Origin of the sequence: Paenibacillus ferrarius, from assembly GCF_002027705.1 — a bacterium.
Classification (GTDB): Bacteria; Bacillota; Bacilli; order Paenibacillales; family NBRC-103111; genus Paenibacillus_E; species Paenibacillus_E ferrarius.
Genome location: NZ_MBTG01000016.1, coordinates 81,125 through 96,939, shown reverse-complemented (window position 1 = coordinate 96,939; position 15,815 = coordinate 81,125). Strand labels below are relative to the sequence as shown.

Annotated in this window: 10 protein-coding genes; 9 read left to right on the top strand and 1 reads right to left on the bottom strand. The window is 46.2% G+C overall.

The annotated features are described in order from the left end of the window. Nucleotides 1-66 precede the first annotated feature (66 nt). The 3 genes from BC351_RS18760 to murQ are packed head-to-tail and all read left to right on the top strand — an operon-like array spanning nt 67 to nt 2,704. Complete coding sequence (locus BC351_RS18760; protein WP_079414346.1) at nt 67-915, top strand: carbohydrate ABC transporter permease; 849 nt, start codon at nt 67-69, stop codon at nt 913-915. 13 nt (nt 916-928) lie between these two features. Beyond that, nucleotides 929-1,765, top strand: coding sequence for a carbohydrate ABC transporter permease (locus BC351_RS18755; RefSeq protein WP_079414271.1), 837 nt, complete (start codon nt 929-931; stop codon nt 1,763-1,765). Nucleotides 1,766-1,795: 30 nt separating this feature from the next. Next, complete coding sequence (gene murQ, locus BC351_RS18750) at nt 1,796-2,704, top strand: N-acetylmuramic acid 6-phosphate etherase (RefSeq protein WP_079414270.1); 909 nt, start codon at nt 1,796-1,798, stop codon at nt 2,702-2,704. Nucleotides 2,705-2,862: 158 nt separating this feature from the next. Here murQ and BC351_RS18745 read toward each other — a convergent pair whose 3' ends face one another. Continuing rightward, nucleotides 2,863-7,578: a X2-like carbohydrate binding domain-containing protein gene (locus BC351_RS18745; protein ID WP_079414269.1), complete on the bottom strand. Its 4,716-nt coding sequence runs from the start codon at nt 7,576-7,578 to the stop codon at nt 2,863-2,865. A gap of 374 nt (nt 7,579-7,952) precedes the next feature. On the opposite strand from BC351_RS18745, the gene BC351_RS18740 reads away from it, so the two are divergent. From BC351_RS18740 to BC351_RS18715, 6 genes are all read left to right on the top strand, one after another. Continuing rightward, on the top strand, nt 7,953-9,776 hold the full coding sequence (locus BC351_RS18740) for a sensor histidine kinase (RefSeq protein ID WP_079414268.1): 1,824 nt from the start codon (nt 7,953-7,955) through the stop codon (nt 9,774-9,776). Next, a complete protein-coding gene (locus tag BC351_RS18735; protein WP_341866006.1) occupies nt 9,766-11,289 on the top strand; it encodes a response regulator in 1,524 nt (507 codons plus the stop codon). Before BC351_RS18740 ends, BC351_RS18735 begins: the two co-directional genes overlap by 11 nt. A 276-nt stretch (nt 11,290-11,565) precedes the next feature. Beyond that, nucleotides 11,566-11,838 carry a CPCC family cysteine-rich protein gene (locus BC351_RS18730; RefSeq protein WP_079414345.1) on the top strand — a complete coding sequence of 91 codons (273 nt, stop codon included), beginning with the start codon at nt 11,566-11,568 and terminating at the stop codon, nt 11,836-11,838. A gap of 259 nt (nt 11,839-12,097) precedes the next feature. Continuing rightward, entirely contained in the window at nt 12,098-12,394 is a 297-nt protein-coding gene (locus BC351_RS18725) for a hypothetical protein (RefSeq protein ID WP_079414266.1), read from the top strand. Nucleotides 12,395-12,675: 281 nt separating this feature from the next. Continuing rightward, entirely contained in the window at nt 12,676-13,125 is a 450-nt protein-coding gene (locus BC351_RS18720; protein WP_079414265.1) for a hypothetical protein, read from the top strand. A gap of 1,192 nt (nt 13,126-14,317) precedes the next feature. After that, complete coding sequence (locus BC351_RS18715; protein WP_079414264.1) at nt 14,318-15,796, top strand: ABC transporter substrate-binding protein; 1,479 nt, start codon at nt 14,318-14,320, stop codon at nt 15,794-15,796. Nucleotides 15,797-15,815: the final 19 nt, after the last annotated feature.

The window sequence follows — 15,815 nt, the reverse complement described above, 5'->3', positions numbered from 1 at the left end:
TGGAGGAAGGATGACTTGAATCTGGGATCTAAAGCACAGCGGAAACTATTTGTCGCATCATTCGTAATGCCAACCTTGCTTCTGTACGGTGTCTTTCTCGTATATCCCATGCTAAAAGGGATTTATTTGAGCCTGTTTGATTGGTCAGGTGGTTCCGAAACCTACAACTTCATCGGGCTGGAAAATTATAAAAATATGTTTCACGACGAAGTTATTCCGAAAACGATCCGTAATGACTACATCCTTGTTATTGGCAAAGTCATCGGTTTTATGATTCCTACCTTGCTGCTGGCCGTTGCGCTCACGCGTTTTCGAATTAAAGGCGCAGGTTTCTACCGTTCCGTTTTTTTCATCCCGAATGTCATTTCGGTTGTTGTTGTAGGTGTGCTATGGCGGTTTATTTATAATCCCAATATTGGCTTTATTAATTCTTTTATTTCTGGTGTGACGGGTAAACCGTTTCAGTTCGCTTGGTTAGGGGAAAAATGGTCCATATTTGCCTTGCTGCCAACTTCGATATGGGCGGGTATCGGCTTTACGATTATTTTGCTTATCGCAGGTATTCTCAATATTCCTGAATCACTATACGAGTCGGCGAATATTGACGGGGCTATGCAGTGGCAGCAATTTTGGAATATTACGCTTCCTCTGGCATGGGAACAAGTTCAGACTTCGGTCATCTGGATTGTGACTACGACCCTCAGCGGTTCATTTATCATCGTCAGCATCATGACATTCGAAGGCGGCGTCGATAATGCGACTCAGGTGATGAGTTCCTATCTGTATGCACAGGCCTTTCATTACGGCAATTTCAGCTATGGAGCAACCATTGGGGTGTTGATTCTGGTCATCGCGTTGATTACAACGATCACGCTCCAGCGTCTGATGAAAAGAGAAACCATCGAATTGACATGAGGAGAGCTATCGGATGAAACAATCTAATCTTCAGACCTGGTGTATGACTGTCATTTTAGTATTCTGGTCCGCTTGTGTCATTTATCCTTTGATTTGGACGTTAATTGCTTCGCTGAAGGATAATCAACAGTTTCTGTTCAATCACCCTTGGGCGCTGCCGAACTTCCCTTTGCTATGGGAGAATTATTCGTATGTTTGGGAGAAATATAAATTTGGGAATTATTTTCTTAACTCCATAAGTGTAACAGTCGTAAGCACTTTTTTTGGCGTGTTGCTATCAGCGACTACGGCTTATGTCATTGCAAGATATACGTTTCGAGGAAGCAACGTGTTATTTCTTTCCTATTTGGCTTATAAAATGATTCCGGCCTTCCTGGGCATTATTCCACTCTTTTTCCTAATGAATGATCTTCATCTGACCAATACGCTCAGCGGGTTAATGTTGATATATGCAATTACCGCCGTTCCATTCGGTGTGTTTATGCTGGTTGGCTTCTTCAAGACGCTGCCCAAAGAGCTGGAAGAAGCGGCTGCCATTGATGGAGCCAATCATTATGGCACATTTTTTCGAATTATGCTTCCGCTTGCGAAGCCAGGCATCGTATCACTTGCTATCGTGACGGTGCTGAATATTTGGAATGAATATATTATGGCGCTGGTTTTTATTAATACGCCGGGGAAATACACACTGCCTGTTGGTATTGCCGTTATGCAAGCCGAGATGCAGTACCGGACGGAATGGGGGCCTTTGTTCGCAGCGCTGACCATTGCCATGGTGCCGGTGCTGATCTTCTATTTCATATTCCAAAGGCAGATTACAGGCGGAATGACAGCAGGCGCAGTGAAATAACAGATGAGGAAGGGAGTTTACGAAAACACCATGAACATCAAATTAACGACAGAACAGCGCAATGAACGAAGTGAACAGTTGGACATGTTAAGTACAATGGATATTATTGCTTTAATGAATGAAGAGGATCAGAAGGTTCCGCTAGCCGTCAAGGAGGCGCTTCCGCAAATCGAACGTGCTATTGAGGTTATTGTAGAGAAGCTTGCCGGCGGTGGACGATTATTCTATGTCGGGGCAGGAACAAGCGGGAGGCTGGGCATTCTGGATGCCGCTGAATGTCCGCCAACCTTCGGCACTGAGAAAGAGCTGGTGACGGCGATTATCGCTGGGGGATCACGCGCTATTTTCGAAGCTGTTGAAGATGCGGAGGATAATGAAGCAGCAGGTAAAGACGAAGTGCGGAAGCAAGTAAGCAACCGTGATGTCCTTGTTGGCATTGCAGCAAGCGGCAAAACGCCTTATGTACTCGGGGCTGTGCAAGAGGCTAAACGAATCGGCGTGCCGACGATTGGCCTCTCCTGCAATGCCTATACACTTTTGAGCGAAGCAGTGGACTACCCGATCGAGGTGAGCGTAGGACCGGAGGTTGTGACGGGCTCAACCCGTTTGAAAGCCGCAACAGCCCAGAAATTAGTGGTGAATATGATATCAACCGCCACGATGATTCGTCTGGGGAAAGTATACAAAAACCTGATGGTGAACGTGCAAGCAACCAACGACAAGCTGCGCAAACGTGTCATCCATATCATCATGGAAGCCACTCAGGTCAACGAGGAAGTAGCCCGCCGTTACTGCGACATGGCCAGCGGAGACGCGCGAGTGGCGATCCTGATGCTCCAATTCCAAGTCGACTCCTCGACAGTAATGCAAGAATTGCGCAAGTCGAGCGGACATTTTGGCCAGACGCGTGAGCAATTGATGGCTCTAGGGAATATGTAGTTTGTTGGTGATAAGGCTGTTTTTCGGCGATATGGAGGAAGAGCGGTGCTTCACCAACGGGTTGTCTGTGAACAGAAAAGGATCATCACAAGTGGCAAGCCACTTGTAATGATCCTTTTTCCTGTTTCGTATGTTCTCTGCTTAAATGCGGCAAAGAGCTACTTCGTCACTTGTTCGCCTCCAGTGGAGGACGATTCAAAGTTATGGCTGACGGAGGCTTCTTCGATGTCCTGAATCGCCCAGTGTCCGTCGGGTACGTCCTTCCAAGGAGAGTGCGCTAATCCGCTCAGAGGGCCTCTGCCCAGCATGCGGTTGATCACGGTGACCGCTTCGGCGCGTGTCAACGGATTGGCAGGACCAAACGTGCCGTCTGCATAGCCTTGCATATAACCTGCACCTTGAGAAACTTTGATGGCTGCTTCCGCCCAAAGTCCTATCGTGTCTGCGTAGCCAGCTCCTGAGCCCGCAGCGTCTGAGGCAAATTTGGCTGCAAGAGCGGCCATCTCTGCTCGGGCGATCGGCTGCTCCGGTCTAAAGGTGCCGTCTGCATAGCCTTGAATAAGACCCATCCGGGTTGCTTTAGCGATTGCCTTGGCTGCCCAGTACTCTGGTTGGACATCCGTGTATTCGCGGTCGCTCGCCGATTCCTTGTTTGTCGCGATGCGGGACAAAATCATAGCCATTTCGGCGCGAGTAACGTGATTCTCTGGTTTGAACAAGTCGCCTTCGTAGCCTTGCATATAAGGCGTGTGAGCGAAGGAGAGCAGATTGCCTTCGACCTTCAGAAGGGCAAACGTACTGAACTTGCTGGTCGTGAATTGAAGGCCACGGCCGCCTTCGAACGTTGTAAGGGTACCCTTTTTGAACTCTCGCGTGCCATCGCTGTGCTCGATGTATACACCGATCCGTTCCAAATCGGCATCACTCAGCTGAGTATCCCGTAACGGAAGCACGAGGGTGACCTCATGGTTTTGCAGGTTCGTCTCGATATCTACCGGACGGCCTATGAGTGTTGCTTTGCTGCCGCCAGCAAGCGCCAGCACGACCGTCGCCGCATTGGCACGCCGTTCCAGCTCCAGGCCACGATCAGCCGACCTGACAGGGACGAGGTTGAAATAAACATCGTCGTTCAAGCTTTTCAAAGAAGCGTTGGGAATTTGTACTTTTACGTTAGCCGTATCGAGATTCAGGCCCAGTCCACTGTCATGGATTAAGCCGAGCGAATCTTTGGATAAGGCAAGGCTCGTCAACGCCACGACATCCTTCACGTCCGGAAGGGAAATGAGTACTGACTTTGCGCCTGCTGCTTGGGTCTTCTGAATCAACGCTTGCGCATTGCCGCTTGACAGCTTCAGCTCATCTTTGCTGGTACCGTCAGCTTGCGTCGTATGAACGATGTTCAACGTACCCGGATCAACGCCGCCAACCACGCTGCCACCACTACCCGTGCTGCCGCCGCCACCGCCGTCTGTCGGCTGTGTCGGTGCTGCAGTCGCTATGTCGAGCTTAAGCGCATCCACGAGCAGGATATTGCCCGATTTTTTGACGACTTTAAGCGTGTGAGCCCCGCTGCTAAGGGAGGAAACACGGAACAAACTAATCTGAGCGTTTCGAACTGCGGCGTAAGCATTCACGGTCTTCACGAGCTTGCCATCGAGATAGATGTCCATGTCGCCTTGTTCAGGACCCGTAGGAGACAGCAATTCGATGCCCGTTCCTGTGAAGGAATAATCGAAATAATCTCCGTTTGCAGCAGCAGCATGGATGTCATCCGCATAATCGCCTTTGAAGGCAAAAGTCAGCTTCGAGGTGCCGACAGGCTGCGCCGCAAGGTATTCCTTTTTAATCGTAACTTGATTGCCCGCTATCTCGTAATCCGTGTGATTGATGAGTGCTCTGGCACCGTTCGAAATGCCGCTTAGACCCAAAATGTTGCCGATAACGTTGACACTAACGTCCGTTTGCGCAGAAGCTGCCTTATTGAAATCGGCAACAGACACGTCAATCAGATCTGGCTGCTGCACTTTCAAAGCATCTAGAAGCATGAATTGTCCGGATTTTTTGACGGCTTTCAGTGTATGCAGGCCAGGCGTTAAATTTGAGACAGTATAGACTTCTTGTTGAGCCTCATTATGGGCGTTCGCCCCGTACGTATGGGCTGTTCCGTGAAGCTGATCGTCGATATATATATCGACATCGCCTTGGCCTTGATCGATTTCAGTAATGTAAGTGATACCTGTTCCGTTAAATTTGTAAGTAAAATAGTCGTTATTTTGCTCCACGTAATGGACGTCTTTGCCGTAGTCATTAAACGGCCGGTTAGTACTGCGGTTCCAGGCTCCGGTGTAATGGATGTCTGGATGGTCGTCATTCACATACGTGAACCTTCCTGGCGATGCTGAGTTGCTTACCGTAACAGAAAGCGTCTGCGGATTGCCGGAGCTGAAGGTGAAAGTCAAACTCGTTACACCTACGGGCTGCTTCGCCAAGTAAGACTTCAGAATTTTCACTGTGTTATTCGCAACCGTATAATCTTCGCCTTCTGTCAAACGGGTCGCTTCGTTCATAATGCCGGTCAAGCTGTTGCCACCGCCAAGCGTTAGTGTTGTCTTGACGTCATCTTGAGCGGTTGTTTTTTTGTCAAAGCTAGCCTGCGTCGGTTGGAGTGACGTTCCAGTGACGGCAACGGACAGCGATTGCGTATCGCCTCCCGCAAAGCCAAAAACCAGCTTGGTCGCATGGCCTGAAGGCTGCTGCAGCCAATATTCTTTCTTGATCGTCACGACTTTGCCGTTCACGGTATAGTCGGTATTCGGCTGCAGCGTCACCGCTCCATTGGCAATACCCGTCAAAGAGCTTGCGCCAAGCAGCAGTTCCGTCGTAATATCGGCGGGCTGATCCTTATTAAAGCTGCTGGAAGAAGGCTGGCCGAGCAGCGTTTCTGTCATTACTTTTAAAGCGTCGAGGATAAAATAGTACTGGCCGCTGCCATTTCGGACTACCTTCAGCGTATGTGGTCCTTGCGGCAAATCCGATAAACTGTATACGGAATATTGTCCCTTTTGCTGCGGGCCTTCGGCATCAGCCGTCGCCTTCAACACGCCATCGACATAAATATCCATCCGGCCGTTGCTGGTGCCTTGCTCGGAAAACACCTCGATGCCGGTACCTGTAAAGGTATAGGCAAACTCCGGTTGAACCCCATTATCAGGCTCGCCGTAGTGAACGTCGCCCATGAAGTCGCCGAACGATCTGCCTCCGCTGTAACCCCACTTGTTGGTATATTGAATGGCGGGATCGTTGTCGTTGATATACACCGCGTGCGACACGGTAACATCATTCGACCCGGCAGGCGGCGCGTTATTATTGTCAGTTTGACCCAAAGGAGCCGCAGAAGAATCAGCAATTGTTATGGACAGATCCTGAGCGTCTCGCGCCAGCTCTTTGCCTCCGTTGCGCGTCCATGTGCCTGTATATCGCATTCCCGTGTCGTCATCATTCACGATCGAAGTACCGTTAATAGCTCTTATTTTGAAAAGACGAGAAGCATGGGGCTCCAAATTAACAGGTCCATAGCCTTTGTCAAACGTGCCCAAATCTTGATGGCTCCACAGATCGCGAACAGAAGCGGAACCGCTCAGGCCGATATCGCTCCAGTTGACGTTAACGGAGGCGCTTTTGTTGCCTAGATTGAAGATCGCTACCGTGTAAGTCCCATCACTATTATTGGCATACCATACCTGCTGGCTGGTTGAGGTGGATACTGGATGAACGGGGCGTCCGGCTTGATTGACGGCAATAACCTCATCGTTCGTCAACAGCTCTAGACCATACGCATCCAGATTGGACAGGTCGTCGCCCGTGTAGAATTGAGCAGACGATGCCGCCCACAGCGTCGCCGCCGTTTGTCTTTCGTCTCTTGTAAGTCCTGAGGTCGAGCCATTGCCAACATTCAAGGAGTCGAAATCATTCCAGCCTCCCGGACCGGCGTCGCGCCACCATAATGCGGCATCGGGGAACAAACGGGCGATGTTGGCCCATTGTGTCATGCCGACTTCACGATCGTAGGATTCTACATCCCAATCGACGCGCCAGCCGTTTGCGTACTTTTTCCAGTAATCCACGTAATTATGATCGAGCGCCCAGGACAGCTCAAACCATATATGGTGTCGGCCAAGCGCTTCAGACCAAGCTTTGACATCGTCGCGGGCGTCGATCGACACGTCATTATGCCCGGAGCCGGGCGTGACACTGTCGAACTTGACGAAGTCGATCCCCCAAGAAGCGATTAGATCGGCGATCGAATCAATATACTTTTGCGCGCATGGATTGCTGAAGTCGATTTTGTAACCGATATTCCAGTAGTCCGCATACTTGTAGGGTTTAACGGCGATGTCTCCGATTGTACAGCCAGGTGCTCCGTAGATCGGCAGATTTTGGCTTACTGCATCCGGAGAGAGGCCTGGGATGAAATAAATGCCAAGCTTCTGGCCATTGGCGTGCACATAGTCGACGAGGTTCTGGAACCCGCCTGGATACAGCGTTGTGCTTGGGACTGGCCTTCCGTATTCGTCCATGCTGCCATTCCAGCCAGCGTCGATATTAATCCGATTATAGCCGTGGGCTTGCAGCTTCTGGTGCATCACATCCGACATCAGCTTGATTTTCGCTTCGGATATCCAATTGCCGCTCGGACCGTCATATACTTGCATACTGTAACTGCTCCAGCCCATATATGGCTTCTGTGCCAACCCATTGTCCGCTGCTTTGGCTAAGCCTCCAGATGGAGGGACATAACCGATTTGAGCGATGACGACGATAGCGAGCAGCAGTCCAAGCCAAATTTTCCTGTGGCGTTGCCATGTTCTGTTCATCTTCACATTCCCCTTTACTCATGTAATGACTTCCTAGTAATCAACTCAATTCTGTTTTCGGCATTTGGCAGCTGCCATTCACCACCTTTCAACTATCTGAAAGCGCTTTAGTAATATCGTTTTAAAATGGTAACGCCTTCCATATGTCTGATTATATAAGATCGTTTCCGGCCATGAATAGGTACACTTCCGTCTCTAACCGTACGAATCGCCTGATGTCCACGGAAGAAATCGTCCAATCAACCGCCTGATCGTCCATTTTCGTATTTTAAGGCGAGTAGTAGTATGATAATGGCATACAGAATAAGATCAATTCGTGAGCGCAGATGGATATGTTATAATGATCCCGATTAACAGCAGGAGTTGATGCCTAGATGGGATTTCGCAAGATGTATCACAATTATTTGAAAAATAATTTGTTCATGAGGCTGCTTCTCCTTTTTTCCATGATTACGGTCGTTACCATCATTTCCTTTTCTTATTTTATGTATCATTCGATGTCTCAAGCGGCAATTAATCGCGAACTGGAAATACAGAAGAAAGCAATGGCGAACGTTAATCAATATTTAGGAAGCAAATATGATTCGGCACAATCTATTTTGTTTGGCTTGTATCGCGACAGCTCGCTGTCCGCGGGAGTGTCCTTTATGCTTCAGCACCCTTTTCAGGAGTATGTACAGCATAGTCTGGAGCAGTACAATTTAGGCGGCAACAGCATGTGGAATGATGGTTTGCAATATTTTAAAAATCAGGTGGAAGACGACGAAGATATACGCAATCTACTCTTATACAGTGCGGATCAGCAGACCTTGTATGTGCTGGGTCATAACCGGCAATTGAAGATTGTGCCTACAAATCGAGCCCGTTCTTACATCCCCGAGGTGATGGCCCTTGAAAGCAAAGGCGTTGAGCTGCCGAATGTTTGGGTTCGCGAAGCCGCAGGGCAGTGGGACAACAATCTGTATGCGATCCGAACTCCGATCAGCGACAAGCTAACCTTGAAAAATATTGGACAGCAGACGGTATATTTCAGCACGGATGGCATTTGGAAGGTGCTGGGTAATGATAAGGACGAACTGAAAGGGACAATTCTTGTGCTTTCTCCGGATGGCGGCGTATTGTTCGACTCTTCGGATCAGTATGTCGGTAAGCCGTATCCTTATATGGCGCAAATTAACGCGATGTATGACAATAGTGGTACTAATCAAAGCGACTATATGACGAAGCTGACGCAGAGCAAGGGGAATTTCAGCGTCATCGGCATCATTCCCAAAAAAGAGCTGGAAGCATCTTCAAGAAGGATCGGGAGCACGATCTTGATGATTAGCGCGATATGTATCTTTTTCGCTATTCTGATCCCTTTCCTCGTGGTGATGAGTGTCGCCAAGCGGACGAACCAGATCATTCGTTTCACGCGGAAAGTCAAACAAGGGGATCTGAGCGTACGGATTCCCGATGTGCGAGAGGATGAGCTGGGGCAGATTTCTCGAAGCTTCAACGAGATGGTCGAAGAGTTGAATCTGTATATCGACCGGGTGTATAAAGCGAATATTAAGCAGAAGCATACGGAACTGACGGCACTGCAAGCCCGCGTTAATCCGCATTTTCTGTACAATACGCTGGAAGTCATTCGCATGAGAGCTATTTCCCAGGGGGCGCATGATGTCGGGGAGATGATTTACAGCTTGTCCGCTTTATTTCGCAGCTTCGTACAGCAGAAGAAAATATACACCTTGAAGGACGAGTTGGAGGCATGCCGCTTATATTTGGAGCTGTTCCAGATTCGCTATAAGGACAAGTTCACCTATTCGATGGAGTGGGACCGCAAGCTGGGGGCGATTCGAGTGATGAAAATGTCGCTTCAGCCAGTTATCGAGAATTACATCGTACATGGCTTGCGAAGCGAAAGCACAGATAATGAGCTGCATATCCGAGTGAAGCAGGTCGATGATTTCCTGCACGTGCAGATCGAAGACAACGGGAATGGCATAACGCCGGAACGGCTGAAGGAGCTGGAGGTCTTCTTTCAAACCGAGGAATCGGAAGGGGAATCCTTCGGTTTGCGCAGCATTCATCAACGAGTGAAGCTGCTGTATGGCAGCGAATATGGCGTCAAGCTGCAAAGTGAGCCAGGCAAAGGAACGATAGTCGATATATGGCTGCCGATGGACGGCGGACAGGAGGTGTATGATGTTTAGGGTGTTTCTTGTGGACGATGAGCCTTTTATCATCGAAGGGTTGTACGACATTATCGATTGGGCTGAAGCGGGACTGGAGATTGTGGGCCATGCCAGCAATGGACAGAAAGCGCTGGACGCCTTGAAAGAAACGTCCGTGGATATTTTGGTGACGGACATCTCGATGCCCATCATGAACGGTCTGGATCTAATTCGCCATGCGAGAACCGTTCATCCAGATTTGAAAGTGATCGTGCTCAGCGGATTCGATGAGTTTTCGTATTTGAAGGAAGGCATGCAGCTGGGCATTGAGAATTATCTATTGAAGCCTATTAATATTCAGGAGCTGAAAGCAACGCTTCATAATACCGTCGAGAAGCTGAATACGGTCAACGAGAATCAGTTGGTTCAGGCGTACAGCAAACAGATTTTGAAGGATAACACGCTGCATCGTTGGTTAACGCATCAGATTGCGCCGCTGGAATTCTCCGAACGCGCAGACATGCTGGGCATCAATCTGGATCGTGCTTATCTGGCAGCTTCTGTCCTGCGCATGCCGGCTGGCTCCGATGAGCTTGTGGCTTTCATCTCCGATAAAGTGGAGCCTTATAGCTGGATCACTTCATTTTTCGATATGGACGGCGATATTGTTCTGCTTGCGTCGTTCGACGACGCGGTACAGGGAAGGCAAGAACTGATTGCCTTGCTTCAGCAGCTTCTGACAGATCTGCAAGATTGCCCGCCGCGCATCTCTATCGGCAGTGTCGAGCCGCTTTCGGAGCAAGCTGCACATAGCTATGCAACGGCGAAGAAAGCTCAGGAGTATTTCTGGATCTACCCGGAGCTGCAGCTAATGGATTACAACGTGCAGGCAACGAATCCGGATAACTGCAAGGTCGACTTCTCCATCATCGATTGGCCGGCTTATGCGAAGCTGATTATTGCCAAAGATCAAGAAAATCTGCGTGAACAGATTCAGAACGATTTTAAAATGATTCAAGCACTCCCCGGGATAATGCCGCATGATTTTCAGAATATCGCGCTGGAGATGGTCATACATTTCAAGCTGGAGATCAAAGCGATCCGTCATACCGAGGAGCTTGAAGCCTATAATGAAGCTTTTCGCCAAATCAGAAGTGCAGTGACACTGGAAGAGCTGGAAGCTGCTATTCTCCAAATTGCCGAAACGACGATAGGTTTCTTGATTTCCGATGTACGAAGCCCAATTGTGCAGCAAGTGCTGAAATACATTCAGCAATCGTATGCAGAGGAGCTGTCGCTCAAAATGCTGGGGGCTCATTATCATATTCATCCGGTCTACTTGGGACAACTGTTTCATAAGGAGATTAATGAGACGTTCACGGAGTATATTAACCGATTCCGCATCGAGAAGGCCAAAGAACTGCTGAAGACGACGAATTTGAAGGTGCATGTTATCGCCAAAGACGTCGGCTATTGGGAGCTGGGCTACTTTTATAAACAGTTTAAAAAGTATGTGGGAATCTCTCCTACGGATTATAGAGGACTGCTCTAGGGACAACTTACGATAATAAGTTTAGATGTTGAAAAGCCCTTTTTAGAGGGCTTTTTTGCGTTAGACAGTAATGTCTAGTCCTTCAGAAAAGAGTTTTTTCAATATCCTTAATTTGTAAATTAATGATATAATAAAGAGGAAGAGTAAGGTAGCAATACTAACGCTATGAAAATTGCTGTTGAAGAACTACGTAGTCAATCAGGTGAGTCTATATATATAGAGTATTTAGGACATGAAAGCACTAATTCATGCAAGGTGGAGTGAATGAAAATAAAAATAAAATATACTTGTCCTTGTTGTGGCTATAAGACCTTAGATGAAGAACCACCAGGAACTGATTTAATATGCAAAATATGTTTTTGGCATGATGATTTGATTCAGTCCACTGACCCTGATTATTGGGGTGGTGCAAACGAAGTATCTTTAAGACAAGGACAAAGAAATTTCTTAGAGTTTGGAGCATGTGAAGAAAGATGTGGGCAGTTTGTCAGGAAACCAATGGATGATGATATACAAGACCCAGATTGGAAATCATTTGATGAAAAATAAAAGGCAACATTCTAACTAAAGGATAGTGAGCGGTGTCGTATTCATATGAAGACTTAAAAGGGATTTAGCCATTGGACATGAACTGTATTTTGGATGCTGGAATGAGGATTCTAAACCTGCTGATTATATAGCGAGGATAACGTTTAGGGGCTGTTGGTCAATGGCTCATAGGATTAATGGCTAAGCATAAAGGGCTTTATTCTTCCAGCAAAACAAGAAATGACGATTATAATCATTATAGAAACGAGGGGAGGATACAATGATTAAGCTTCAAGATTCAGAGCAAAAATTAAAAGAAATGCTTGACGATAACAGACTTGATGTAATGAATGTTTGGAATACATTTAAGTCATTTGCAAATCAAAATGTTGAATGTGCTGAATCAGCACTGTTATTTGAATGTGGAATATATAGCTTTACTGGTGAAGAACGCTTTCATTTTAGTTTTGTGCGTCAATTTGTTGTAGAAGAAGATGGAGAATACTCGCATATGGAACAACTACATTGTGAGTTCCTATACGAACCAGTTGAAATGTTAAAATCTTTAAATCTTTAAGAAAGACTTTATGGTCATATGATACAGAAAATGACCTTGAATTGTTTTTCAATACAGTTGAAGGGCTGAAAGAGTTCCTAATACCTGTTAAAAACTATCTCCCTTTAGAAGTGAAAATTTATCAAGAACAAGTATAAATTAAAGAACAATTTGATCTAGTAAGAAAGAGATGATTCGATGAAAAAACTACAAGGGAAACTATATAAAACCTCCGAAGGCTACAATTCATATGAAATATTCGATTCAACTATCTCCTAACTTTTCCAGATGGAGGCCATGTGTTGAGAAGATTAATTATTTATATCTTGTTATTCCCCTTATTGGTTTCCGTGTCACTTTGGGGATGTGAAAATAAAGATACTAGTCAGCAGAGTATCAAGACAGATATAAAACCAATTATGGATAGATTCCCAAAACTAGGTGAAATCCAAGAATGTGTTTGGTCAGCAGAAACAATAGGAAAAAAGGGTGGGATCGGACCAACAAATTATAGGTTAATGGGCTATGTCGAGTTACGGAACACAGAATTTGAATTGTTTCTGTCCAAGTACAAGTGGACGCATGTAGCTTCAGATTGGAAGCCTACAATGGATTCAAAGCACATTGGAACAAAACCTTATAGTTGGTCGTTTAGCGACGAATTTAATAACTTCATAAAGTCATCGAACTATGTTGGCAAGTTCTACTTAGATACCGATAATGGAGTTATTTATTTTGAAGTCGAAAGATAAACGTTAGGTAAACAACAATCAGCTACGGCGACTAACCCTCGCTTGTGGTTTTCTTTATTTATCTGCCGCTGTACCACTAACAACACAAATAACCGCTCAGAGAGTATGAGAGACATAATGAGAATCCTGAAATTTTAATAGAACTCATGAAGATGAATGTTTTATGTGAAGCGACGGTTTTTTTAACGGCAGAGCGTACAAATTACCTGAACGGCAGTACGGCACTTGAAAAACACTTAACGGTGATTTCAGGTGCCTTTTTGCGTTCAGAGGATCTTACGGATGGCGTGGTACAGAGGGAATATAATTAAGTATTAGTAGTCGGTTAAGTGTTAAATTTTAATCGTGCGAAGACAAAAATACCCGCGGATCAAGGAGGACACGTCGACAATGATAAGTGTTACAACAGATAAGGTGATAGAAGAGTATTGAGACATCCCTATAGGTTTTTTCAGAGATTGGTATGGAAGGCTGTTATTTGACAGGAAGTACAAAGTGAAACGAACGGAGCACAAGAAGATCTCTGTGTATCAGATGCACATACGAATGGATAAAGGTGTGTACTTGCATGTGTTCTACCGAATTTTATTGAAACAGATGGTGTATTATATACGCTACGACGTGAGATTTGCCTCGAACACTTTGGTAAATTCCCCGACATTATAGTTGGAACTGAGGAGTGTGGCGAGCGGGATCTATTTTGTTAGCTGTGACGAAGCGTATGATGTGCCCTATGCACTTGAGGGTGTGTTTATACCGCATCGAAATGAGATATATCTGCCCAAATAGGCTCGAGAAAGAATTGTGGCTTCCATTTCCACAAAGGATAAAAAATTATAGAACTCTTACAGGAATTGTTCAATCACTCCGCAATCATGACCCTCAGATATATTGCCATTAATCAGGACATAATGGAAAAGGCTATTGATAACTTTAACCTGCAAGCTGTTACTTTATTTTAAATGGAGAAATGTAAATGGCACTGGGTATGATATTTGAATAGAAACCCTAGCCTAATTCCTATTCTATATTCCTTGCATTTTACTACAAAATTGCTTTGGTAGCGTTTTTTTTCTTGAGTTTAGACAAGGTTCATTTAATTTATCGTCTATTTGTAAATGCTTTCATGCGGTACTGTAAATATAGCCCCCTTGGGCGTAATCAATCGAGGATTCATTAGGGAGGATATAACATGAGCAAGATGAAAAGAAACTTGGTCACTACACTGGGACTGACGTTAGCTGTTTCAATGACGCTTAGCGCGTGCGGCAGCAAAGACGCTGGCGATGCGAAAGGCAATGCGTCAACAAATAAACCTGTAGAGTTAATTTGGTATACGATCGGCACACCACAGAAAGATGTGGACCGCGTTATGGCGGAAGTCAGCAAGTACACAGCTGAGAAAATCGGCGTAACGGTGAAGATGAATATGACGGACTGGGGCGACTACGCACAGAAAATGCAAGTCATGACGGCATCCGGCACTCCGATGGATATTATGTTTACCTCTTCATGGGCATTTGATTACGTACAAAACGCACGTAAAGGCGCATTCAAGCCGATTGACGAGCTTTTGCAAAAAAATGGACAAGGCATTGTGAAAGCGTTAGATCCTGCGTTCCTGAACGGTTCCAAGGTAGACGGGCATAATTACGGCGTACCTGCCAACAAAGAGCTGCCGGCTCAAGACGTGTGGCGTTTCAACAAAAATATGGTAGACAAATACAACCTTAATCTAGATAACGTGAAATCACTTGAAAGCTTGGAGCCGCTGCTTCAAACGATTAAAGCCAAAGAACCAAACGTTTACGGATTAGCTGTAGATAAAAATTACATGCCGTACGTGCCGTATGATTACATTATTGAGAAAATGCCAATGGCCGTGAGCGTAGACAATAAAGATTTCAAAGTGGTTAACATTTTGGATACGCCGGAAATGAAGCAAGCACTGAAAACAATGAACAAGTATTACAAAGCGGGCTACGTTCCGACGGAAGCATCGACTTTGACTTCGCTGAATGATGTCCAAGTAACAGGCAAATGGTTCGCGGATAAAGCGACAAATCAGCCATTCGCGGACAACCTTTGGTCAGCAAGCTACGGCTACCCGGTTGTTTCCAAGCAAGCAAGCCCGGCTTTAATCTACAACTGGTCCGTTATGGGCTCCATGCAGGCGATTTCGGCGAACTCCAAATATCCGGAGAAAGCAATGGAATTCCTGAACCTGTTGAATACAGATCCCGTATTGCGCAATATGATCGATTCCGGGATTGAAGGCGTGCATTACAAAAAAGTCGGTACTGACAAAATGGAAAACTTACCAGAATCCAAAAATTACGATATGCCAACCTTCTCTCTTGGTAACGTTCTGTTGACGTATAAAGATGTCAAAGATCCAGAGAACAAATGGGAAGAGTTCAAGAAGTTTAATGACACGGGCGTACCTGCGCCGCTGCTTGGCTTCAACTTCGATCCAACGAAGGTCATCAATGAAATTGCAGCTGTTCAAAACGTAAAAGAAGAGTTCTGGGCAACTCTGATGACAGGTACTGTTGATCCGGATAAATATATCCCACTCGCGAATGAAAAGTTCAAAGCGGCTGGTCTGGATAAAATTATGGCAGAAGCGCAAAGCCAAGTTGATGCTTGGAGAGCTGCAAGCAAAAAATAAGTTTACATTAGCGATGAGG